This is a genomic window from Thermomonas sp. (assembly GCF_023953935.1).
GTDB lineage: Bacteria > Pseudomonadota > Gammaproteobacteria > Xanthomonadales > Xanthomonadaceae > Thermomonas.
Genome location: NZ_JAMLIW010000004.1, coordinates 225404 through 245312, shown reverse-complemented (window position 1 = coordinate 245312; position 19909 = coordinate 225404). Strand labels below are relative to the sequence as shown.

Annotated in this window: 26 protein-coding genes; 10 read left to right on the top strand and 16 right to left on the bottom strand. The window is 66.3% G+C overall.

The window, feature by feature from the left end; translation table 11 throughout:
- The first annotated feature begins 56 nt into the window (after positions 1–56).
- From M9902_RS06715 to M9902_RS06685, 7 genes are all read left to right on the top strand, one after another.
- On the top strand, positions 57–743 hold the full coding sequence (locus M9902_RS06715; protein WP_297221701.1) for a hypothetical protein: 687 nt from the start codon (positions 57–59) through the stop codon (positions 741–743).
- A gap of 22 nt (positions 744–765) precedes the next feature.
- The gene (locus M9902_RS06710) at positions 766–915 is read left to right on the top strand and encodes a hypothetical protein (RefSeq protein WP_297221699.1); all 150 of its coding nucleotides are present in this window, start codon (positions 766–768) and stop codon (positions 913–915) included.
- Entirely contained in the window at positions 903–1292 is a 390-nt protein-coding gene (locus M9902_RS06705; protein ID WP_297221697.1) for a hypothetical protein, read from the top strand. Before M9902_RS06710 ends, M9902_RS06705 begins: the two co-directional genes overlap by 13 nt.
- Before the next feature lie 19 nt (positions 1293–1311).
- Complete coding sequence (locus tag M9902_RS06700; protein ID WP_297221695.1) at positions 1312–2238, top strand: hypothetical protein; 927 nt, start codon at positions 1312–1314, stop codon at positions 2236–2238.
- Position 2239: 1 nt separating this feature from the next.
- Positions 2240–2386 carry a hypothetical protein gene (locus tag M9902_RS06695; RefSeq protein WP_297170263.1) on the top strand — a complete coding sequence of 49 codons (147 nt, stop codon included), beginning with the start codon at positions 2240–2242 and terminating at the stop codon, positions 2384–2386.
- An 18-nt stretch (positions 2387–2404) separates the two neighbouring features.
- On the top strand, positions 2405–2995 hold the full coding sequence (locus tag M9902_RS06690) for an SHOCT domain-containing protein (RefSeq protein ID WP_297221692.1): 591 nt from the start codon (positions 2405–2407) through the stop codon (positions 2993–2995).
- Positions 2996–3259: 264 nt separating this feature from the next.
- Positions 3260–4030, top strand: coding sequence for a hypothetical protein (locus M9902_RS06685; RefSeq protein ID WP_297221690.1), 771 nt, complete (start codon positions 3260–3262; stop codon positions 4028–4030).
- A 187-nt stretch (positions 4031–4217) separates the two neighbouring features.
- On the opposite strand, the gene M9902_RS06680 is transcribed toward M9902_RS06685, so the two are convergent.
- The 4 genes from M9902_RS06680 to rluD all read right to left on the bottom strand — a co-directional run bounded on the left by M9902_RS06680 (position 4218) and on the right by rluD (position 7069).
- The gene (locus tag M9902_RS06680) at positions 4218–4646 is read right to left on the bottom strand and encodes a thiol-disulfide oxidoreductase DCC family protein (RefSeq protein ID WP_297221688.1); all 429 of its coding nucleotides are present in this window, start codon (positions 4644–4646) and stop codon (positions 4218–4220) included.
- Complete coding sequence (locus M9902_RS06675) at positions 4633–5283, bottom strand: DUF4166 domain-containing protein (RefSeq protein ID WP_297221686.1); 651 nt, start codon at positions 5281–5283, stop codon at positions 4633–4635. Before M9902_RS06675 ends, M9902_RS06680 begins: the two co-directional genes overlap by 14 nt.
- Positions 5284–5357: 74 nt before the next feature.
- The gene (gene pgeF, locus M9902_RS06670) at positions 5358–6092 is read right to left on the bottom strand and encodes a peptidoglycan editing factor PgeF (RefSeq protein ID WP_297221684.1); all 735 of its coding nucleotides are present in this window, start codon (positions 6090–6092) and stop codon (positions 5358–5360) included.
- Positions 6089–7069, bottom strand: a complete 981-nt coding sequence (gene rluD, locus M9902_RS06665; RefSeq protein WP_297221682.1) for a 23S rRNA pseudouridine(1911/1915/1917) synthase RluD — start codon at positions 7067–7069, stop codon at positions 6089–6091. The genes pgeF and rluD overlap by 4 nt, the downstream gene beginning before the upstream one ends.
- A 96-nt stretch (positions 7070–7165) precedes the next feature.
- Here rluD and M9902_RS06660 point away from each other — a divergent pair, with 96 nt between their 5' ends.
- Entirely contained in the window at positions 7166–8008 is an 843-nt protein-coding gene (locus M9902_RS06660) for an outer membrane protein assembly factor BamD (RefSeq protein ID WP_297221680.1), read from the top strand.
- Positions 8009–8051: 43 nt separating this feature from the next.
- Here M9902_RS06660 and M9902_RS06655 read toward each other — a convergent pair whose 3' ends face one another.
- A complete protein-coding gene (locus M9902_RS06655) occupies positions 8052–9686 on the bottom strand; it encodes an NAD+ synthase (protein ID WP_297221678.1) in 1635 nt (544 codons plus the stop codon).
- Positions 9687–9821: 135 nt separating this feature from the next.
- Here M9902_RS06655 and ppa point away from each other — a divergent pair, with 135 nt between their 5' ends.
- A complete protein-coding gene (gene ppa / locus M9902_RS06650) occupies positions 9822–10370 on the top strand; it encodes an inorganic diphosphatase (RefSeq protein WP_297221675.1) in 549 nt (182 codons plus the stop codon).
- 51 nt (positions 10371–10421) lie between these two features.
- On the opposite strand, the gene M9902_RS06645 is transcribed toward ppa, so the two are convergent.
- The 11 genes from M9902_RS06645 to M9902_RS06595 form a co-directional block, all read right to left on the bottom strand.
- Positions 10422–11009 carry a DUF4136 domain-containing protein gene (locus M9902_RS06645; RefSeq protein WP_297170247.1) on the bottom strand — a complete coding sequence of 196 codons (588 nt, stop codon included), beginning with the start codon at positions 11007–11009 and terminating at the stop codon, positions 10422–10424.
- A gap of 195 nt (positions 11010–11204) precedes the next feature.
- Positions 11205–11627 carry a F0F1 ATP synthase subunit epsilon gene (locus M9902_RS06640; RefSeq protein ID WP_297170245.1) on the bottom strand — a complete coding sequence of 141 codons (423 nt, stop codon included), beginning with the start codon at positions 11625–11627 and terminating at the stop codon, positions 11205–11207.
- 132 nt (positions 11628–11759) lie between these two features.
- Positions 11760–13175, bottom strand: a complete 1416-nt coding sequence (gene atpD / locus M9902_RS06635) for a F0F1 ATP synthase subunit beta (protein WP_297170243.1) — start codon at positions 13173–13175, stop codon at positions 11760–11762.
- 136 nt (positions 13176–13311) lie between these two features.
- Complete coding sequence (locus tag M9902_RS06630) at positions 13312–13686, bottom strand: hypothetical protein (protein ID WP_297221673.1); 375 nt, start codon at positions 13684–13686, stop codon at positions 13312–13314.
- 157 nt (positions 13687–13843) lie between these two features.
- Positions 13844–14710, bottom strand: a complete 867-nt coding sequence (gene atpG, locus M9902_RS06625; RefSeq protein WP_297170239.1) for a F0F1 ATP synthase subunit gamma — start codon at positions 14708–14710, stop codon at positions 13844–13846.
- Positions 14711–14835: 125 nt separating this feature from the next.
- Positions 14836–16401: a F0F1 ATP synthase subunit alpha gene (atpA, locus tag M9902_RS06620; protein WP_297170237.1), complete on the bottom strand. Its 1566-nt coding sequence runs from the start codon at positions 16399–16401 to the stop codon at positions 14836–14838.
- A gap of 83 nt (positions 16402–16484) precedes the next feature.
- Positions 16485–17009 (bottom strand): F0F1 ATP synthase subunit delta, encoded by a 525-nt coding sequence (locus tag M9902_RS06615; RefSeq protein WP_297221670.1) that lies wholly within the window; start codon positions 17007–17009, stop codon positions 16485–16487.
- A 10-nt stretch (positions 17010–17019) separates the two neighbouring features.
- Positions 17020–17490, bottom strand: coding sequence for a F0F1 ATP synthase subunit B (locus tag M9902_RS06610; RefSeq protein ID WP_297221668.1), 471 nt, complete (start codon positions 17488–17490; stop codon positions 17020–17022).
- A 72-nt stretch (positions 17491–17562) separates the two neighbouring features.
- The gene (gene atpE, locus M9902_RS06605; RefSeq protein ID WP_297170231.1) at positions 17563–17838 is read right to left on the bottom strand and encodes a F0F1 ATP synthase subunit C; all 276 of its coding nucleotides are present in this window, start codon (positions 17836–17838) and stop codon (positions 17563–17565) included.
- Positions 17839–17908: 70 nt separating this feature from the next.
- A complete protein-coding gene (gene atpB, locus M9902_RS06600) occupies positions 17909–18808 on the bottom strand; it encodes a F0F1 ATP synthase subunit A (RefSeq protein ID WP_343231873.1) in 900 nt (299 codons plus the stop codon).
- Positions 18809–18827: 19 nt separating this feature from the next.
- Positions 18828–19214 carry a hypothetical protein gene (locus M9902_RS06595; protein WP_297221666.1) on the bottom strand — a complete coding sequence of 129 codons (387 nt, stop codon included), beginning with the start codon at positions 19212–19214 and terminating at the stop codon, positions 18828–18830.
- Between the two features lie 395 nt (positions 19215–19609).
- Between M9902_RS06595 and M9902_RS06590 the strand changes: the two genes are divergently transcribed.
- Complete coding sequence (locus M9902_RS06590; RefSeq protein WP_297221664.1) at positions 19610–19828, top strand: DUF2061 domain-containing protein; 219 nt, start codon at positions 19610–19612, stop codon at positions 19826–19828.
- The last annotated feature ends 81 nt before the right edge of the window (positions 19829–19909 follow it).

Sequence of the window (19909 nt, the reverse complement as noted above, 5' to 3'; positions counted from 1 at the left end):
CGGCCGCGGCACCAGCGGCCTCTGCCCCGACGCCTGCGTCCACGCCAGCTCCTGCCGTGTTCGGCGCCGGCACCTGCCTGCCGCTCGCGCAGTGGCAGGCCGAGGGCAAACGCGGATTTGTCGTTGCCAGCGCAGGCACGTCACCGGAACAGGACGAGGCCGATGCCCGACCGTTCACGGTGAACTTCAAGATCACCGTGGACGGCAAGGCCAGCACCGGCCAACTCACGCTGCCTGAGGTGGACCCGGCGGCGATCGTCTTCGATGACCGGGAATTGCAGCAAAACGCGCAGGTCTGCGACGGCCGCGTGTTCATCGTCAACCTCGCCGAGGAGCGCGGCGGCGTGTTGGCGATCGGCAACCTGAAGGACGGTGCGCTGGCGATGACGTCGCTGGCCTACGCCAGCGGCGACGAAGACACGGCGGAGGTCGGCTTCAAGGACGGCACCGTGGTGGTCACCGACCGCAACGGCAGCGTGCGCCTGCAGGAATCATCCGCGACGGATCCGGCAACGCCCGCGCATGGCTTGGTCGCCGAGTCGGTGCAAGTGCGAACAGGATGCGCCGCAGGGCCATACCTGGCTCAGGCTCGCCCTCAATACCGACGGCGGCGTGCGCAGCATGGAGTACACGGCGACGATGCCAGGCGGCGCGAGCTGCACGGTCAGCGCCGGTCTGGCGGGCGACGAAGCCTCTCTCAGCCAGGGCAAGGACGTCACCGACATCCGCTGGGACGACAATGAGGACCCGTCCCAGGCTTCGTACATGCGCGTGTCGCGCAATGGCGATGACTACACGCTGGAGCCCATGCGCTACGACCACCCGCAATTCTGCGGCCAGAGTTCGCAGCTGGCCGAGACCGTCCGGCTGCGTCGCGGCAGCACCACCTGCGCTGCCGTGGCGTGGCCGAAATGAAGCCTCTTGCCCTGATCACCGCCCTCTTCCCCGCACTGCTTGCCGCCAGCACGGTCGTTGCGGCCAAAGACCCGCCGCAGATCACCGCGGCTGGCCAGTATTCCAGTCTCGTCCGCACCGAATCCGAAGACGATGTCGGCATGCGCGTGGTGATCGGCTATTCGAATCGCGGCTGGTACGCCATCCTGCAGTGCGCAGGCGGCAACCTCGACCGCCCGGTCGTCGTCACGGTGCAGGTGGATGAAGACAAACGCACATCCGGTTCGCGCGCCACGACGATCCCGACAACGAATGCCCGCAGGAAGCCTTCACCGGCCGATACGGGGCCAACAACCTCAAACTGGCGTTCCCTGGCGGTTACGACCCCGGCGTCCTGAAGCGTGGAGCACACATCTGGTGAAAACGAATCCCACCGCCCTGCTGGCTCTGGTCGCTGCAGGCGCCGCACTCTCCACCCTGAATCTGCCAGCGGTTGCTCACGACTCCGCACCGGCCGCCCCGGTTGCCGTGTCCAGCGCCGTCGTCCGGCAGATCGGCCTGTCCAGCAACGACTGCAATCCGGGCAAGGCCGCATTCTCCGATGACGGCAAATTCCTGGCGCTGAACGTGGACTGCGGTGAAAGCCGCGCCGGTCGGCGGGTGTGGATCATCGATCTCGCCGCCAACGCCGCCTCGCCCGCCACGCCGCCGCTGGGCGGCAGCGACCCCAATGGCGAGACCATCGTCCAGGACGGCACCGAAGTCCTGTGGTCCGGCGGGACCCTGTACGTCACCACCTCGATGGAAACCCGCGGCGCGCGCAAGGGCGACCCGACCTATTGGGCCGAGCGGTTTTTCAGCGCAAAACCCGGCCAGGCACCGCAGGCGCTTCGGCAACTTCCAGCCGCCGTCAAGGCGAAGTTCGAGCATCCCTTTGGCCGCTTCCCCGTCGAAGAAGTGCTGCCCGATACCGACAATGACGTGGTGGCCGACGGCGTCTTCCGGATCGGCAAGCACCTGGCCTGGATTTCCAACGACGCAAACGACAACGTGTTCCTGCGCACCCGCACCGGCAAAGGCCCGATTCGCGAGCTGAGCCGTGGCGGCTGGGAACTGACCTCGCTGCAATACGATCCCAAGCGGCTGATCTACCCCAGCCGCAACGGCATCATCGTGTACGACCTCGACGCCGGCCAGCCCCGCCGGGTCACCGTCACCCACGCCGATGCCCGTCCGGTCGCCTGGCTGGCGGCCGGCCGCAAGCTCGCCTATACCAGCACCCGCGGCTGCGACGGCAAGGCCCAACCCGGCGCGCGTGCGCTTTGCATCCTCAACCTGCCCTGACGTGATGCATCTTCCGAGTCCTCCCGGCCTGCTGTTCGTGTTTGCGACATTCGCCGGAATCGGCCTGCTGATGCCGTACGGCAGCCATATCTGCACACTCGACTGCAAACTCGTCGGCGACATCCCGCAGGATGACACTGCGCGCTGACGCACTGAAGATCCCCCGATGAATATCCCTGCCGCATTTTCCGCCATGTTCTCCCTGCCCGAGGCGCAACTCGGACGGCTGCTGACCGTCGCGATCGTCGCGTTCATCGCCCTGTTCTTTGTCGCCGCTTACCTGATGAAGCGCCTGTGGACGAACAAACTGAACGCCAGCCTGCGCGGCAAGCTCCAACCCACCGTCAGCGGCGGCAACCCCGACCTCGCCCGGCTCGAAGCCCTGCTTTCACCCGAATCAGGCGGGTCAAGCAGCAGTGTGGTCACCGTCGAGGATGGCAGGCAAAAGGTGCTGGTCAATCAATCCGCGGGTGCCATCGTCTCGCAGTTCCTTGGTGCCAATGGAGGCGAATTTCTGCAACAGGCACTGCAAGCCGCCGCGCACAACACCAGCGGCAAGCCCACCGTCTTCGTCAATGGCAGGCAGGTGGACGCGGGCAGTCTCGATTTTGCCGCCCTGATGGGCCACGCACTTTCGGATGAAGCCGACGACAGCATCGAATCGCGCCTGCGGGTGCTCGGCAAACTGCACGATGAGGGGCTGATCAGCGCCGCCGAATTCGAGGCCAAGAAAGCAGACATCCTGCGGGCGCTTTGACTCCCGTTCAGTTGCATTCCCCCAGAACAGGCCCGCCGCACCTGGCAACGACGTGTTCTTTCGTCTGCATCGGCAACATCGCACGTCACGGCTTCCGTTTCGACAAAGTCAACGCAAGCATTGCGACCACGTTTCCAACCCAGGAAATCGGTGGGTGCGCACGTGCCGCGACCGCAGGTGCATGCCCCCCCCCGACATCCTCGACTCTGGTGCATTGCCAAGGGCGATTGCACGGTGCTACAACGCAAATCGGGGAGGACGGGCATGTCGTTTTTCGAGGAACTCCGTCGGCGCAAGGTGGTGCGGGTGGCGACCGGTTATCTGGTGGCCGCGTGGATCGCGATCCAGGCCGCATCGATTGCCTTGCCTGCATTCGGGGCCCCCGAATGGGCGCTGCGCGCCTTCATCCTGATGTTCGTGCTCGGGTTCCCGCTGGCGGTGATGCTGAGTTGGGCGCTGGACATCACATCGGAGGGCATCCAGCCCAGCCCGCGCAGCAAGAGTGACGAGATGATGGCGGTCATCGTCCTGCTGCTCATCGCCGGCGCGATTGGCTGGTATTACTGGAAGCCGCCGCAACTGGCGCCGTTGGCAGCGGTGCCCGCACCCATGGCGCAGTCCAATGCGACAGCACCGGCACCCGCCACCACCGTCGACCCACCGAAACCCGCAGCCGCGCCTGCCGCGACGCCACCACTGCCACCCGCGACGGCGCCAGCACCGATAGCCAACCCTGCGCTTGCGGCCCAATTGTCGCCAGCGCGACCCGTCGCGGCAGCAAAACCCATCGCTGCATCCTCGGCGCGCGAAGAACAGCCGGACCGGCATCGGCGCATTGAAAGCACCGGAGCCGAACGCGAGGAGGTATCACCGCATTGCCGCGAGGTCGTGCGTCGGATTCGATCCCAAGCGGAGCCCGACGATCGCTCTCGTCCGCAGCAGCGGCGAGCGCGACTTGCAGCGCTGGCGCAGTTGCGTGACGCCGGCTGCCTGGATGCGAGCCATCAAGCTGCCCGCGAGGCACGAACACACTGACGCCACCGGGCGACATGCGCGCTTGCAGCCGCGCCGCTGGTGCATTCAGCAGGCCCGGGTGACCGTGTGTCATCGCCGGTGACGGCCCGCCCTGCTGACGGATGATGGCGCCCGTCAGGACGGGTCGAAAATCGTGCCGCTGTCCTTGCCGCCGCTGGCTTGATGGAACCCCATACTGCCCCGATGCCTACAAGAACCGGTGCCGCACCTCTGGGGCCGGGATCGTGCAGCTGTCGTGGCGGCCAAACCAGCGATAGCGATTGCGTGCAAACCACCGATACATCCCGTCGCGCAGGCCGCGCGGCACCACCCGCAGAACGCCGGCCAAGCGCCACACGCCACCCAGGCCAGTGAGCACGCGCAAAGCCGCTTCACTGTCGGAACTGATCCGCGGAACGCCGGCCTGATCGTATTCCACGAGCAGAAACGAGGCCGGATCGTCGGGATTCAGGCCGTTGTCCAGCAACAGGCGGCGGCCCGGTTCCGACTGCATGGCGGCGAAGTGATAGCGCTGCCTATTGTCATGCCGGAGCAGGAACCCGATCGAGCCGTTGCAAAACGCGCACACGCCATCGAACACGACGATGGCGTGCGCCTTGCCATCAGACGCCATCATCTGCGGCCTCCGGCACCAGCCAGCCTTCGTAGCGCACGATCAATCCCGCCAGCGGCAGGGCCGCCTCGACCAGGAATTCATAGCGGCCATCGTGCTCGCGTTCGCGGCAGCGCACGCCGTCAAACAGCTTGACCGGCACCGGCAGCAGCCCGAACAGCCGCACGCCGGCCACCTGCCACCACAAGCCACCGTCTTCGCTGGCGTGCAAAAAGAACCGGAACTGCATCGGGCCAAGGCGTTCGCACAACAGGCCATCGCGGTACTCCAGCCGCGACACCATCGGTTTGCCGGCGAAGTCGCGGCGCCAGGTTTCGCCTTTCTGGCCGGCGTCGAAGGTCACCGTGGTTGGCACCGCCGCGCCTGCCGCCGGCAAACCGGCCGCCCGCGCGCACAGCCGTGCCAACGGGCTGGTGCCGCACTCGATGTCACAGAGTCCGCGATAGCGGGCCTGGCCGCGCACGGAATGCAGGCGCCGCACGCACGGCGCCGTCCAGAAAAAAGCGGCGCCCAGCGCCTGCTGGAACAACGTCGGCAGCACGGTTCCGTGCATCGTCTCGACCACCCCCTGCGGTGAAACGCCCCCTGCCGCATCCATCGAGCCGATTGCCGGTGCCGAGAATGCGCCTTCCGTGGCCACGGTACACCCTGCGCCGGATGGCATCCAGCGCGTTTGCGTCATCGCGGGGTCCGCACACCCCTGTTTGAATGCAGTCAGCCCTGCCGCCAGACCAGCGTTGCCATGCGGCCGCTGCGACCATCGCGACGATGGGAAAAATAGCGCGTCGGATCGGAGATCGTGCATTGGCCGCCGCCATGCACCTCGGTGACGCCGGCATCGAGCAGGCGTTGCCGCGCGAGCATCGGCAGGTCGACCTTCCAATGCCCCGGCCGGGTCGGAAGGAAGGCCAGGTGTGCACGCGCATCGCGGGTGGTGAAGGCGTCGAACACCTCGGCCCCGATTTCATACGTCGATGCGCCTGCCGCCGGGCCCAGCCAGGCGATCACGTCGTGCGCTGGCGTCCGCATCGCCGCCACCGTCGCCTCCAGCACGCCCGCACACAGTCCGCGCCACCCGGCATGGGCCAACGCGACTTCCCCGCCATCGCGGGCTGCCAGCACCACCGGCAGGCAGTCGGCGGTGAGGATGGCGAGCACGGTGCCTGGCCTGCGCGTCACTGCGGCATCGGCTTCGGGTTCGCCCGGACCAGGCTCGATGGCAACATCGACGCCGTGCACTTGCCGCAGCCAACGCGGCGCGGACGGCAGGGCCAGGCTGGCGACCAGTTGCCGCCGGTTCTCCGCGACCGCTTCGGCCACATCGCCACAACGCGAGCCGAGGTTGAAACAGTCGAAAGGTGGCGACGAGACGCCCAGCCCGTGGCGCAGCGTGGTCAGCGCCTGCACGCCGGCTGGCACGGGCCAATCGGCGTGCAGGAAGGCGTTCACCGGCGCGACCGCTCCACTTCCAGATGGGCGGCGGTATCCTCGCGCAGTGCCTGCAGCAAGGCGCGCAGGTCGGGCGGCACCGGCGCTTCGCAGCGCACCAATTCGCCAGTGACGGGATGTTCGAATTCCAGCACCTGCGCGTGCAGGGCCTGCCGCTTGAATCCGCGCAGGGCGGCGACCAGGGCCTCGCTGGCGCCCTTCGGCAGTTTCAGCGCGCCGCCGTACAGGGGATCGCCGACGATGGGGTGTTTCAGGTGCGCCATGTGCACGCGGATCTGGTGGGTGCGCCCGGTTTCCAGCCGGCACTCCAGCGCGGTATGGGCACGGAAGCGTTCACGCAGGCGGTAATGCGTCACCGCCGGTTTGCCGTCTTCGCGCACACCCATTTTCAGGCGGTCGCGCGGGTGGCGATCGATCGGCGCATCGACCGTGCCGCCGGACACCAGTGCGCCGACCACGACCGCCAGGTATTGCCGGTGCACGTCGCGTGCCGACAGCTGCGCCACCAGCGCGGTATGCGCTTCCAGTGTGCGCGCCACCACCATCACGCCCGAGGTGTCCTTGTCCAGCCGGTGCACGATGCCGGCGCGCGGCAGCAGCTCCAGACGCGGGTCGTGGTGCAGCAGGGCATTCATCAGGGTCCCACCCGGGTTGCCGGCACCCGGGTGGACCACCAGCCCCGCCGGCTTGTCCAGCACCAGCAGGTGGGCATCCTCGTACAGCACCTCCAGCGGGATGTCCTCGGCCACCGCGTGGGTCTGCACCTCCAGGGTCACGATCATGGTGACGGTTTCCCCGCCCAGCACCGGATCCCGGGGCCGGGCTGGCTTGTCATCGACCAGGACATCGCCGGACTTGATCCAGCCGGCCAGCCGCGAGCGTGAATGTTCGGGGAACAAGTCCGCAAGCACCTGGTCCAGCCTTCGCCCTGCGGCTGAATCGGGGACAACGGCGGTGAGTGGACCGGTCTGGCTCATGCGGGATGGTGTCTGCGAAAGGCGGCGGACGGCCCAGAACCGGGCCGCGTGCTGGTATTATCCAGCGTTCACGCCCCCGGCGCCCGCTCTATGCCCATGATGCCTCGTTCCGCCCTGCTGCGCCCCACCCTCGTGCTTGCGCTGGTTCTCCTCGTCACCGGCTGCTCCAGCATCAAGGGCATGTTCACGGATGAGGACAAGAACGAGGGCGTGCCGGTCAGCGAACTGTACGACCGCGCCCACGATGCGATGACCAAGAGCCACTGGCAGACCGCCAACGAAACCTTCGGCCGCCTCATTGCCCAGTACCCCTACGGCCCCTACACCGAGCAGGCGCTGATGGAGCAGGCCTACGCGCAGTACAAGGCCGGCAAGCACGAGGACGCGGTAGCCAGCGTCGACCGCTTCATCCGCACCTATCCGACCCACCGCAACATCGCCTACATGTATTACCTGCGCGGCCTGTCCAACATGGCCCGCAACACCGTGTTCCTGGCGCGGGCGTTCAATCTCGACACCAGCACCCGCGATCTCGATGCGCCGCTGCAGGCCTACGCCGACTTCAACACCGTCGCCACCCGCTATCCCAACAGCCGCTACGCCGGCGACGCCCGCCAGCGCATGGTGTTCCTGCGCAATTCCTTCGCCCGCTTCGAGCTGAACATCGGCATGTACTACCTGCGCCGCGGCGCCTGGGTGTCGGCCGTGGACCGCGCGACCTACCTGCTGGAAACCTACCCGCAGAGCGAATACCAGAACGATGCGGTGGCCCTGCTCGGCGCGGCTTATACCAAGCTCGGCAACGCGACGCTGGCGGCGGACGCCCGCCGGATCCTGCAGCAGAACGACCCGCAGCACCCGTGGCTGACCGACAGCGCCTGGCCGCACCCGCCGAGCACGTTCTCGCGGCTCAACCCGTTCCGGGCCGATTCACGCTGAACAACGGTTTCGGCGCGAGCCGTCACGCGGCGCGCCAGACCGGTCACTCGCGCCAGCCGCTGCTGATCGGATAGCGGCGCTCGCGGCCGAATGCGCGGCGGCTGACCTTCGGCCCGGGCGCGGCCTGGTGGCGTTTCCACTCGCTGATCCGGACCAGCTGCAGCACGCGTTCGACTACCTTCGCGTCAAACCCGGCGGCGACGATCTCGGCCAGCGACTGCTCCTGGTCGACGTGGCGCTGCAGGATGGCGTCGAGCACGTCGTAAGGCGGCAGTGAATCCTGATCGAGCTGGTTTGCCCGCAATTCCGCCGAAGGCGGGCGGTCGATCACCGCCTGCGGGATCACCCGATCGCCGACCGTGTTGCGCCAGCGCGCCAGCTCGTAGACCTCGGTCTTGTACAGGTCCTTGATCGGCGCATAGCCCCCGCACATGTCGCCATAGATCGTCGCGTAGCCCACCGCGTACTCACTCTTGTTGCCGGTGGTGAGCAACAGCCCGCCGAACTTGTTGGCCAGCGCCATCAGCAGCGCGCCGCGGGTGCGCGATTGCAGGTTCTCCTCGGTGGTATCGACCGGCCTGCCACCGAACGCCGTCGCCAGCGTGTCCAGGAATCCCTGGAACGGCTGCTCGATCGGCAAGTTCAACAGCCGGATCCCCATCGCGTCGCACTGCTCCTGCGCCAGGTCGTTGGACAGGTCGGCGGTGTAGCGCGACGGCATCCGCACCGCCGTCACGTTCCCTGCCCCCAGCGCATCGGCGGCGATCGCCAGCACCACCGCCGAATCGATGCCTCCCGACAAGCCCACCCACGCCCGGTCGAAACCGTTCTTGCGGCAATAGTCGCGGGTGCCCCGCACCACCCCGCGCCAGGCCAGCGCGTCGCGGCTCTCGTCGCCATCTTCCCTCCACAGCACCGGCGTGAAACGGCGCGACTTGGCGTCGAAGTCGACGACCAGCCATTGGTCCTCGAAGGCGACGGCCGCCGGATGGACCACGCCGTCTCCATCCGCCACCACCGACGCGCCGTCGAACACCAGCGCGTCCTGGCCACCGACCAGGTTGAGGTAAGCAATCGCCGCGCCGGTTTCCTGCGCGCGCTGGACCAGCAGGGAGTCGCGCTGGGCGTGCTTGTCGCGCTCGAACGGTGAGGCATTGGGTACGAGAACAAGCTGCGCGCCCGCGGCGGCCGTGCTCGCAGCCGGCTCCGGGAACCACAGGTCCTCGCAGACCAGCACGCCGGCCTTGATCCCGTTCACTTCGAAGAGGCAATCGGCGCGGTCGGGGTCGGTTTCGAACCAGCGGCGCTCATCGAACACCGCATAGTTGGGCAATTCACGCTTGCGGCAGGTCTTCTCGATGCCGCCATTGCGCAGCACGCTGGCGGCGTTGTAGACCACGCTGCCGGCCGCCTGCGGGTGGCCGACGATGGCGACGATGCCATGGACCGCCTTCGCCAGTTCGGCGATCGCCGCCTCACAGACCCGCAGGAACGCCGGCCGATACAGCAGGTCCTCCGGCGGATAGCCGGACACGGCCAGCTCGGGAAACAGCACGACGTCGGCGGCGTACTCGTCGCGCGCGAACGCGATCAGCCCGGCAATCCGGGCGGCATTCCCCGCCACGTCGCCCACCGGGAAATCGAATTGCGCCATCGCCAAGCGCAGCTTGCCGTCCATCCATCGCCCCCGAAGTCCTGCCGCAAACCGTCATTGTCAGCGCGGACGGCAGGCGCTGTCATCCGCATTCAGCCCGGTTCCGGTAAAATCGCGCTCCCGCGGCCACCGCAAGCGCCGCCCTGCCTCGAGCACGCCATGGGTCTGGACCACGTCCCGAGCGGTCGCAATCCGCCGGAAGAAATCAACGTCATCATCGAAATCCAGAAAGACGCCGATCCGGTCAAGTACGAGGTCGACAAGGAATCCGGCGCGATCTTCGTGGATCGCGTGCTGTCCACCCCGATGCGCTATCCCTGCAACTACGGCTACGTCCCGCACACCCTGTGCGGCGACGGCGACCCGGCCGACGTGCTGGTGATCCTGCCGCTGCCGCTGGTGCCCGGCTCGGTGATCCGCTGCCGCCCGGTCGGCGTGCTGAGGATGCGCGACGAAGCCGGCGGCGACGAAAAGATCCTGGGGGTGCCGATCGACAAGGTGTTCGCCGGCTACGCCCACATCGACGACATCGCCCAGGTCAGCAAACACTGGCTGCAGCGAATCGGCCATTTTTTCGAGCACTACAAGGATCTCGAAGACGGCAAGTGGGTCAAGCTGGACGGCTGGGGCGATGCCGTCGAGGCGCGGCGAATCCTGATCGAATCGATGCAGCGCTACCAGAACAGTGAGGACAAGCCGCGGTTCTGATTCGCCCTTCGCCTGCGCCTGGCGCCGTCAGAACCGGAGTCCCTCCACGCCTTATGGCTGGCCGTCGCCCCGATGCGGGTACTTGGCGAAGATGCCCGATACCGCGGCATCCAGGGTCGCCAGCTTCTCCTCGGGGGTCCGCCGCCGCGCCTCCGGCGCGCTGGCCGAACCCGTCCACACCATCCGGTTGCGCGCGCCATCCACCAGATCCACGGTCAAGGTCGCCTCGCGCCAGGTGCTGGCCACGGTTTCGTCATACCAGAACGGGATCGCGACATAGTTGCGCGACCGATAGTTGTAGACCCACTGCACGTCGCTGCGCGGCACCGACCAGACGCTGGTCCGATCCTGCACGTCAGCGTGGAAATTCACCAGCAGATCCGCCCCCTCTGCCGCATAGCGGTAGCCGCGGGATTCCATCTCCTTGCGCACGTCTTCCTTGATGCGTTCGGACGCCCAGGACGAATAGCCGGACTGCTCCATGGCGATCGGCTGGTAGAACCCCCAGGTCCGGTACTGGGCGAAATTCGCGGTCGGATCGGCATCGGTGCGAACGGTCGGCCCGGTGACACAAGCCGACAGCGCCAGCGTCGTGGCGACGAGCAAGAACCCTGCGAGGAAGCGTGCGATGCGGGACATGGTGCGGCCTCGGCGGTTGGCTACCCGAATCATCGCACCCGAACCACGACCCTGCCTGAACGTCTTCCGTGGACCGCCGCCTCAAGGCCAAGGTCGCGCCGCCATGGCGCCAAAACGCCGACGCCCCGCAGTGCGGGGCGTCAGTACACTCACTTCGAAACAGCCGCGATCCGGTCGGATCGGACCGGCGCGCGCTCAATGCTTGAGATTCTTGCGCAGCCGCTCCAGGGCCTGGAGCTGTGCCGTCACCTCGGCCAGTCGCTGCTGGGCTTCGGCGATCTCCATCGCCTCGCCGCGACGGGCGAGGATGCGCTCGGCTTCTTCCTTGGCCGCACGCACCGCCGCCTCGTCGATGTCCTGGGCACGCACCGCGGTATCGGCCAGCACCGTGACGACGGTCGGCTGAACTTCGAGGATGCCACCGGAGATGGCGATATCGACGGTCTCGCCACCCGGCTGGTGAACCACGATCTTGCCGGGCTTGAGCCGGGTGATCAGCGGCGCGTGCTTGGGCGCAATGCCCAGCTCGCCCATTTCGCCGGTGGCCACGACCAACTCGGCCTCACCGTGGAAGATCTCGGCTTCGGCGCTGACGATGTCGCAACGGATGGTGGCCATGGTTTCGCTCGCTCAACGTGATTCGGGATTCGTGATTCGTGATTCGTGAGAGCGGATTGTTCGCGGCGCCGTTGCCTCTGCGCTCTTTCGAATCACCAATCACCAATCACCAATCACCAGAAGATCACGGCCTCAGGCCGTGATCTTCTTCGCCTTCTCCACCGCCTCGTCGATCGAGCCGACCATGTAGAACGCCTGCTCCGGCAGGTGGTCGTAATCGCCATCGACAATGCCCTTGAAGCCGCGGATGGTGTCCTTCAGCGGCACGTACTTGCCCGGCGAGCCGGTGAACACTTCGGCCACCGTGAACGGCTGGCTGAAGAAGCGCTCGATCTTGCGCGCGCGCGCCACCGCCAGCTTGTCCTCTTCGGACAGTTCGTCCATGCCCAGGATCGCGATGATGTCCTTCAGTTCCTTGTACTTCTGCAAGGTGGACTGGACGCGGCGGGCGGTGTCGTAGTGCTCGTTGCCGATCACGTTCGGGTCCAGCTGGCGGCTGGTCGAATCCAGCGGATCGACCGCCGGATAGATGCCCAGCGAGGCGATGTTGCGCGACAGCACCACGGTGGCATCCAGGTGCGCGAAGGTGGTCGCCGGCGACGGGTCGGTGAGGTCGTCCGCGGGCACGTACACGGCCTGGATCGAGGTGATCGAACCGGTCTTGGTCGAAGTGATGCGCTCTTGCAGCACGCCCATTTCCTCGGCCAGGGTGGGCTGGTAGCCCACCGCCGACGGCATGCGGCCGAGCAGCGCCGACACTTCGGTACCGGCCAGGGTGTAGCGGTAGATGTTGTCGACGAACAGCAGCACGTCACGGCCTTCGTCGCGGAAGTACTCGGCCATCGTCAGCCCGGTCAGAGCCACGCGCAGGCGGTTGCCCGGCGGCTCGTTCATCTGGCCGTAGACCATCGCCACCTTGGACTTGGCGTGTTCCTGCACGTTGACGACGCCCGACTCCTGCATCTCGTGGTAGAAGTCGTTGCCTTCGCGGGTACGCTCGCCGACGCCGGCGAACACCGACAGGCCGGAATGCTCGGTGGCGATGTTGTTGATCAGCTCCATCATGTTGACGGTCTTGCCGACGCCGGCACCGCCGAACAGGCCAACCTTGCCGCCCTTGGCGAACGGGCACATCAAATCGATCACCTTGATGCCGGTTTCCAGCAGTTCGGTGGTCGAGGCCTGATCTTCGTACGAGGGCGCGGCACGGTGGATTTCCCAGGTGGTGTCGGTGGCGACCGGGCCGGCTTCGTCGATCGGGTTGCCGAGCACGTCCATGATCCGGCCGAGGGTGCCGATGCCGACCGGCACCGAGATCGCGCGGCCGGTGTTGTCGGCCAGCAGATTGCGCTTGAGGCCGTCGGTGGAGCCCAGCGCGATCGTGCGAACCACGCCGTCACCGAGCTGCTGCTGCACTTCCAGCGTGATCGCGGTGCCCTGCACCTTCAGCGCGTCGTACACCTTCGGCACGCTCTCGCGCGGGAATTCGACGTCGACGACGGCGCCGATGATCTGGACGACTTTGCCCTGGTTGGCGGTGGTGTTCATGTCACTGCTCACTTGATTGAAACGTTGATTGAAACGTGGGTGGGACTCTCTGGAAAACCCGGCGCAACAACAGGGACGGACTTTCCGGAAAATCCCGATGTTGCCCGCCTTGCGGCGGGCAACATCGGTGCTTGCATCACTCGCACTTGAGCATTGCGGCAGTCTGCGCGAACGCATCATTGGCCGCCTTGCAGCCGACGCCCAAGGTGTCCTTGTACGGGCTGGCCTCCCACTCAGAACGCACCTTGTCGAACGATGCCCTCAATGCCGCAGAAGCGGCATTGCCAGACGCCTTGTCGAAGCATGCCTGGGCGCGCGCGATGTAGTCATTGCACTCCTGCGGCAGGCTCGAAGCAGCCGGGGCAGCGGCGGTATCCGCGGCCGGGGCAGCGGCGGCATCCGCGGCAGGTGCAGCCGCTTCAGCGGCGGGGGCGGCCGCGTCGGCAGCCGGAGCCGCCTCTTCCTTCTTGCAGGCGGTCAGAGCAGCGCACAACGCCACGGCGATCAGCAACTTGTTCATGGTTATCCCTCCCTGAGGTTTCGATTGGATGGAACTGGAACAATGCGCAGTGGTACTTGTCTTGCCATTACCGGAACGCCGCTGCGCGGCAACGCCCCAATCCTCCAAACCGCCGCAGCACCACCGACGATTTCCGCTGTTCTTGTTGTCAAACCGCCGCGGCACCGCCGACGATTTCCGAGATTTCCTGGGTGATCGCCGCCTGCCGCGCCTTGTTGTAGACGAGGTTGAGCGTATCGATCAGCTTGGTGGCATTGTCCGACGCCGCCTTCATCGCGACCATGCGCGCAGCGTGTTCGGAGGCGACGTTCTCCATCACCGCCTGGTAGACCAGCGACTCGATGTAGCGCGTCAGCACATGGTCGAGCACGCTCTCGGCATCGGGCTCGTACAGGTAGTCCCAGTCGTGGCGCGTGTCGACCTCGGTCTCCGTGGCCAGCAGCGGCAGCAGCTGGTCGAAGGTCGCCTTCTGGGTCATCGTGTTGACGAAGTCGTTGTAGCCGATGAACACGCGATCGACCTTGCCGGCCGTGTAGGCGTCGAGCATGACCTTGATGCCGCCGACCAATTGTTCGACCTTCGGGGTGTCACCGATGTGGGTGATCGAGGCCAGCATCTCCACCTTGATGTGGCGGAAGAAAGCCGACGCCTTCTGGCCGATGGTGACCAGGCTGATTTCCACGCCCTGCTCCTGCAGCGCGCGGAACTCGACCAGCAGTTTGCGGAACATGTTGTTGTTCAAACCGCCGGCCAGGCCGCGATCCGACGAGATGACGATATAGCCGACGCGCCTGACCGCCTCGCGCTCGACCAGGTACGGATGCCGGTACTCGGAATGCGCCTGCGCCATGTGCCCGATCAACTGTTTCATCGCCCGGGCGTAGGGGCGCGACTGCTTCATCCGATCCTGCGCCTTGCGGATCTTGGAAGCCGAGACCATCTCCAGCGCGCGGGTCACCTTGCGGGTGTTCTGCACGCTCTTGATCTTGGTTTTGATTTCGCGTCCGCCGGCCATGTCTGCTCGCTTCGCTCGCGGGGATTCGTGATTCGTGATTCGTGATTCGAAAAAGCCGAATCACCTCACGCCAACGAACAACCGCTCTTGCCAATCACCAATCACCAATTCCCAATCACGCCGGTTCAGAATGAACCGGTCGCCTTGAATTCCTCGATGCCCTTCTTGAACGCCGCCTCGATGTCGTCGTTCCAGTTGCCGCTGGCGGCCACGTCATCCATCAACGCGCCGGCGGTGTTGGTGAAATGGGCCTGCAGGCCGGCTTCGAACGCGGCGATCTTCGCCACCGGCACGTCATCCATGTAGCCCTTGTCGACCGCGTAGATCGACAGCGCCTGCTGCGCCACCGACATCGGCGCGTACTGCTTCTGCTTCATCAGCTCCGTCACACGCTGACCGCGCTCCAGCTGCTTGCGGGTCGCATCGTCGAGGTCGGAGGCGAACTGCGCGAACGCCGCCAGCTCGCGGTACTGCGCCAGCGCGATGCGGATGCCGCCGGAGAGCTTCTTCATGATCTTGGTCTGCGCCGCGCCACCCACGCGCGACACCGAGATGCCGGCGTTCACGGCCGGGCGGATGCCGGCGTTGAACAGGTCGGTTTCCAGGAAGATCTGGCCGTCGGTGATCGAGATGACATTCGTCGGCACGAACGCGGACACGTCGCCGGCCTGGGTCTCGATGATCGGCAGCGCGGTCAGTGAACCGCTCCTGCCTTTCACCGCGCCGTTGGTGAACTTCTCCACGTAGTCCTCGGACACGCGCGCGGCGCGTTCCAGCAGGCGGCTGTGCAGGTAGAACACGTCACCCGGATAGGCTTCGCGACCCGGCGGGCGGCGCAGCAGCAGCGAGATCTGGCGGTAGGCCACGGCCTGCTTGGACAGGTCGTCGTAGATGATCAGCGCGTCCTCGCCGCGATCGCGGTAGTACTCGCCCATCGCGCAACCGGAGTAGGCGCTGAGGTACTGCATCGCCGCCGATTCGGAGGCCGAGGCGGCGACCACGGTGGTGTATTCCATCGCGCCGTACTGCTCGAGCTTGCGCACGATGTTGGCAATGGTCGAGTTCTTCTGGCCGATCGCCACGTAGATGCAGCGGATGCCCGAACCCTTCTGGTTGATGATCGCGTCCACCGCCAGCGCGGTCTTGCCGGTCTGGCGGTCGCCGATGATCAGCTCGCGCTGGCCACGGCCGATCGGGATCATGCTGTCGACCGACTTGTAGCCGGTTTGCACCGGCTGGCTCACCGACTTGCGCCAGATCACGCCGGGGGCAATCGTTTCCACCGGCGAGCTGGTCTTGGCGTCGATCGGGCCCTTGCCGTCGATCGGCTCGCCCAGCGCGTTGACCACGCGACCCAGCAGCTCCGGACCGGTCGGCACCGACAGGATCTTGCCGGTGGTCTTGGCGGTGGCGCCTTCGCGCAGGTGCTCGTAGTCACCCAGCACCACCGCGCCGACCGAATCGCGCTCGAGGTTCAGCGCCAGCGCGAAGGTGGCGTGGCCGTCCTCGGAGGCGGGCAGTTCGATCATTTCGCCCTGCATCACGTCGGCCAGACCGTGGATGCGGACGATGCCGTCGGAGACCGAGGTGACCGTGCCTTCATTGCGCGCCTCGGCGGCGAGCTTGACCTTCTCGATGCGGGCCTTGATCAGTTCGCTGATTTCGGACGGGTTGAGCGTGGTGGTAGCCATTTGGATTTCCTGTGGCAGACGCGAGTCCGCCGTTGCGTTGCGGCATGCGCCGGTCGGGCTGGGCCCGGCCGGGCAATGGGAGTTCAGTGGACCAAAGCGTCGTGCAGGCGCGCCAGGCGACCGCGCAGCGAACCGTCGATCACCACCTCGCCGGCGTCGATCAGAACGCCGCCGATCAATGCCGGATCGACGTCGGTATCGACTTCGACGGCGCGACCGAAGCGACGGCGCAAGGCCGCCTTGAGGGTTTCGATCTCGGCCGCAGGCAGCGCCTCGGCCGAAGTGATCCGGGCCTTGACGACCTGCTCGGCTTCGAAACGCAGCGCGTCGTACAAGCCGCTGATTTCAGGCAGCAGCGCCAGCCGATGGTTTTCGAACAGCAATTGCAGCAGGCCGTCGAAGTTCTGCGGCGCCGACTCCGGCACGAGCAGGCTGACGGCGGCCTCCGCGGTCAGCCGAGGGTCACCCAGCAGCACGCCAACCTGCGGGTCGGCGGCGACGCGGGCGGCGAACGCCAGGGCCTGGGACCACGCCGGCAGCGCGGACTGCTCGCGTGCCACCGCAAAGGCGGCGCGGGCGTAGGGGCGGGCGAGGGTTGCCTGGGTCATCGACCGGCCCTCAGAGCTGGGTCGCCAGCTCGTCGATCAGTTCCTTGTGATCGGCGGCATTGATTTCGCGACGCAGCAATTTCTCCGCGCCCGACACGGCCAGCGCCGACACCTGCCGGCGCAGTTCCTCGCGGGCCCGGTTGGCGGTGGCTTCGATCTCGGCGTCGGCCTGGGCCTTCTGGCGGTTGCCTTCGGCGATCGCCTCGAGCTTGGCGGCTTCGATCAGCTGGCTGGCACGGGCACTGGCCTGGTCGATGATCTCGTTGGCCTTCACGCGGGCGGCCTTGAGCTCTTCGCCGGCCTTGTCCTGCGCCTGCGCGAGGTCCTTGCGGGCGTTGTCGGCCGCCGCCAGACCTTCGGCAATCTTCTGCTGGCGCTCTTCGATCGCGCGGATGATGTGCGGCCAGCCGAACTTCATCACCAGCCAAGCCACCGCGAAGAACGCGATGCCCTGAACGATGAGGGTGAGGTTGGGTAGCATGGGTTGCTCCTGCATCCGGCGACCGCTGCCGCCGGGATTTGCCTAAACCGATTCGTTTCGCGTGACCGCAGATCAGCCGGGCAGCGAACCCAGCAGCGGGTTGGCGAACAGCAGCAGCAGCGCGATCGCCACGCCGATCATCGGCACGGCGTCGAGCAAGCCGGCGACGATGAACATCTTCACCTGCAGCATCGGGGTCAGCTCCGGCTGGCGCGCCGCGCCTTCCAGGAACTTGCCGCCGAGGATGGCAAAACCAATGGCGGTGCCGAGGGCGCCGAGGCCGATCAGCAGGCCGGCCGCGATGACGGTGAACTTGAGAACTTCGGCGACGAGGGTTGCGTGGTCCATGGTGTACTCCGGTTGACTCTTTTCGTGGTGGTCAGGGGTGGAAGGAAACTCTGCAGGCGCGTCCGCCGGCTCAGTGGCTTTCGGCGGCCATGCTGAGGTAGACGATGGTCAGCACCATGAAGATGAAGGCCTGCAGGGTGATGATCAGGATATGGAAGGTCGTCCAGGCGAAGCCGGCAATGAACTGGGCAGCACCCAGCGCATAGGTGCTCACGTGCGCCAGCGAGGCGTTGAGGGTCATCAGCGCGATCAGGATGAAGATCAGCTCGCCGGCGTACATGTTGCCGAACAGTCGCAAGCTCAGGCTGAGCGGGCGCACGCCTTCTTCGATCACCCGGAGGATGAAGTTGGGAATCGCCAGCAGAACCTTGCCGACCGGCCCCTCGGCGTGGAACGGCGCGCTGAAGATTTCCTTGGTGAAACCGCCCATGCCCTTGTGGCTGATGCCGAAATACTGGATCAGCAGGAAGACCGCGATCGACAGGCCGAAGGTGGTATTGAGATCGGCGGTCGGCACCGCGCGCAGGTAGGCGTGCGCGGGGTCCTCGCCCACCATTTCGTGGCCGCTGGCCCAGGCCCAGGGCAGCAGGTCGATGGGCAGCATGTCCATGAAGTTCATCAGGAACACGAGCAGGAAAATGGTGATCGACAGCGGCGCGATCAGCTTGCTGTTGCCGTGGAAGGTTTCGCGTACCAGCCCGTCGACGAACTCGACGATCATCTCGACCACGGTCTGGAACTTGCCGGGCACGCCGGACGTGGCGCGCCGCGCGGTCAGCAGGAACACGCCGACGAACAGCACCGACAGAACCAGGGTGAAGAACAGGGTGTCGATGTTCAGGGTCATGAAAGACCCTTCACCGACCTTCATCTGCAGGAATTGCAGATGGTGGTTGATGTACTCGGTCGAACCGCCGCTCGCAGGGTCGCTCGCAGGTTCCATTGCGCTGAAGATTTCGGTCGCGTTCAACACAGCCGTCTCGTGCCCTTTAGTCCTGCAATCGTCCGTTCCACAAACCCAGCGCCAGCAGATAGACCACTTCCGCGGCCAGCAACCCCACCAGCATCGGCAACGCGGGCAGTTTCAGCACCGCCAGCGCAACCGCCACAACCGCTACCACCAACAGCCACTTGCCCGCGGTGCCCAGCACCAATCTTGCGAAGGCCGCGCGCGCCGGCATGATCCCGCCACGCAGGGCAACCATGACCGCGGCCAGATTCCCGACCAGCATCGCCACGGCACCCGCCGCCACCGCCCCCGCCGACTCCAGCCCCGCAAGCGCAAGCGCCGCCAGTGCCGCAACCGCCGCCACGAGGGCGGAAACGACGACCGCGCGCATCGCGCCGCGTCGCCCCGTGGCGATGGGATCGTGCATGCGCAGGTCGTTGTTCGTGGAGTTGGGCCAAGCAGCCGAAAATCGACCGCCTAGCCCGAGGATTCTAGCAGCGAACACGCCAATGCGGCAACTGCGCCGACGCGCCGGGACGGAAAAGTGAATGGGGACGCCCGCGCTTGCGGAACCTTTTCCGAAATCGTCGGTCAACCCGAGTTGGGGCCGCTTCATTCCTCGTCAGCTCCGCGGTGGCCCCAGCAAGCCCCGGCCTTGATCGGCCGGGGCTTTCTTGGCTGGGTCGAACCCGGCGGCCCGCACAGCCGATCCGCAGCCCTGCCGTCGGGCCCCGCCGCGAGCAAGCGCAGGGCATGGTGAGACGCGGACCGGGCCGTTCAGTCATTGTTGCAAACACGAATCATTCGCGTTTATAATCGCGCATGGCCAAGACTTTGAGCTTTGCGGCGCTGCACTTCTCGGTGGCGTTCTCGCTGGGCTGGCTGCTGACCGGCAGTTGGCTGGTGGGTGGCGCCTTGGCCGTGATCGAGCCGGCCTGCAATACCGTGGTTTTCCACTTCCATGAAAAGATGTGGAAGCGGATCGAGGCGCGTCGACAAACCCTGGCCCTGCCAGCGCGCCCGCAGAAGCGCACGGCCTGACCGCATCCGCCTCAACCGCGCCACGCGCGACCGCGAGCCGCCATTGCATTCGGCGCCCGCGGGGCATTCACGGGCTGAAAC

Coding starts and splice junctions, on each gene's coding strand:
- M9902_RS06660 (WP_297221680.1), top strand. CDS start 7,166: ATGATGCCTCGTTCCGCCCTGCTGCGCCCCACCCTCGTGCTTGCGCTG.
- M9902_RS06680 (WP_297221688.1), bottom strand. CDS start 4,646: ATGATGGCGTCTGATGGCAAGGCGCACGCCATCGTCGTGTTCGATGGC.
- M9902_RS06645 (WP_297170247.1), bottom strand. CDS start 11,009: ATGTCCCGCATCGCACGCTTCCTCGCAGGGTTCTTGCTCGTCGCCACG.
- rluD (WP_297221682.1), bottom strand. CDS start 7,069: ATGAGCCAGACCGGTCCACTCACCGCCGTTGTCCCCGATTCAGCCGCA.
- M9902_RS06595 (WP_297221666.1), bottom strand. CDS start 19,214: ATGCACGATCCCATCGCCACGGGGCGACGCGGCGCGATGCGCGCGGTC.
- M9902_RS06590 (WP_297221664.1), top strand. CDS start 19,610: ATGGCCAAGACTTTGAGCTTTGCGGCGCTGCACTTCTCGGTGGCGTTC.
- atpA (WP_297170237.1), bottom strand. CDS start 16,401: ATGGCTACCACCACGCTCAACCCGTCCGAAATCAGCGAACTGATCAAG.
- ppa (WP_297221675.1), top strand. CDS start 9,822: ATGGGTCTGGACCACGTCCCGAGCGGTCGCAATCCGCCGGAAGAAATC.
- atpD (WP_297170243.1), bottom strand. CDS start 13,175: ATGAACACCACCGCCAACCAGGGCAAAGTCGTCCAGATCATCGGCGCC.
- atpE (WP_297170231.1), bottom strand. CDS start 17,838: ATGGACCACGCAACCCTCGTCGCCGAAGTTCTCAAGTTCACCGTCATC.
- M9902_RS06685 (WP_297221690.1), top strand. CDS start 3,260: ATGTCGTTTTTCGAGGAACTCCGTCGGCGCAAGGTGGTGCGGGTGGCG.
- M9902_RS06690 (WP_297221692.1), top strand. CDS start 2,405: ATGAATATCCCTGCCGCATTTTCCGCCATGTTCTCCCTGCCCGAGGCG.
- M9902_RS06655 (WP_297221678.1), bottom strand. CDS start 9,686: ATGGACGGCAAGCTGCGCTTGGCGATGGCGCAATTCGATTTCCCGGTG.
- M9902_RS06710 (WP_297221699.1), top strand. CDS start 766: ATGCGCGTGTCGCGCAATGGCGATGACTACACGCTGGAGCCCATGCGC.
- M9902_RS06610 (WP_297221668.1), bottom strand. CDS start 17,490: ATGCTACCCAACCTCACCCTCATCGTTCAGGGCATCGCGTTCTTCGCG.
- M9902_RS06640 (WP_297170245.1), bottom strand. CDS start 11,627: ATGGCCACCATCCGTTGCGACATCGTCAGCGCCGAAGCCGAGATCTTC.
- atpG (WP_297170239.1), bottom strand. CDS start 14,710: ATGGCCGGCGGACGCGAAATCAAAACCAAGATCAAGAGCGTGCAGAAC.
- M9902_RS06615 (WP_297221670.1), bottom strand. CDS start 17,009: ATGACCCAGGCAACCCTCGCCCGCCCCTACGCCCGCGCCGCCTTTGCG.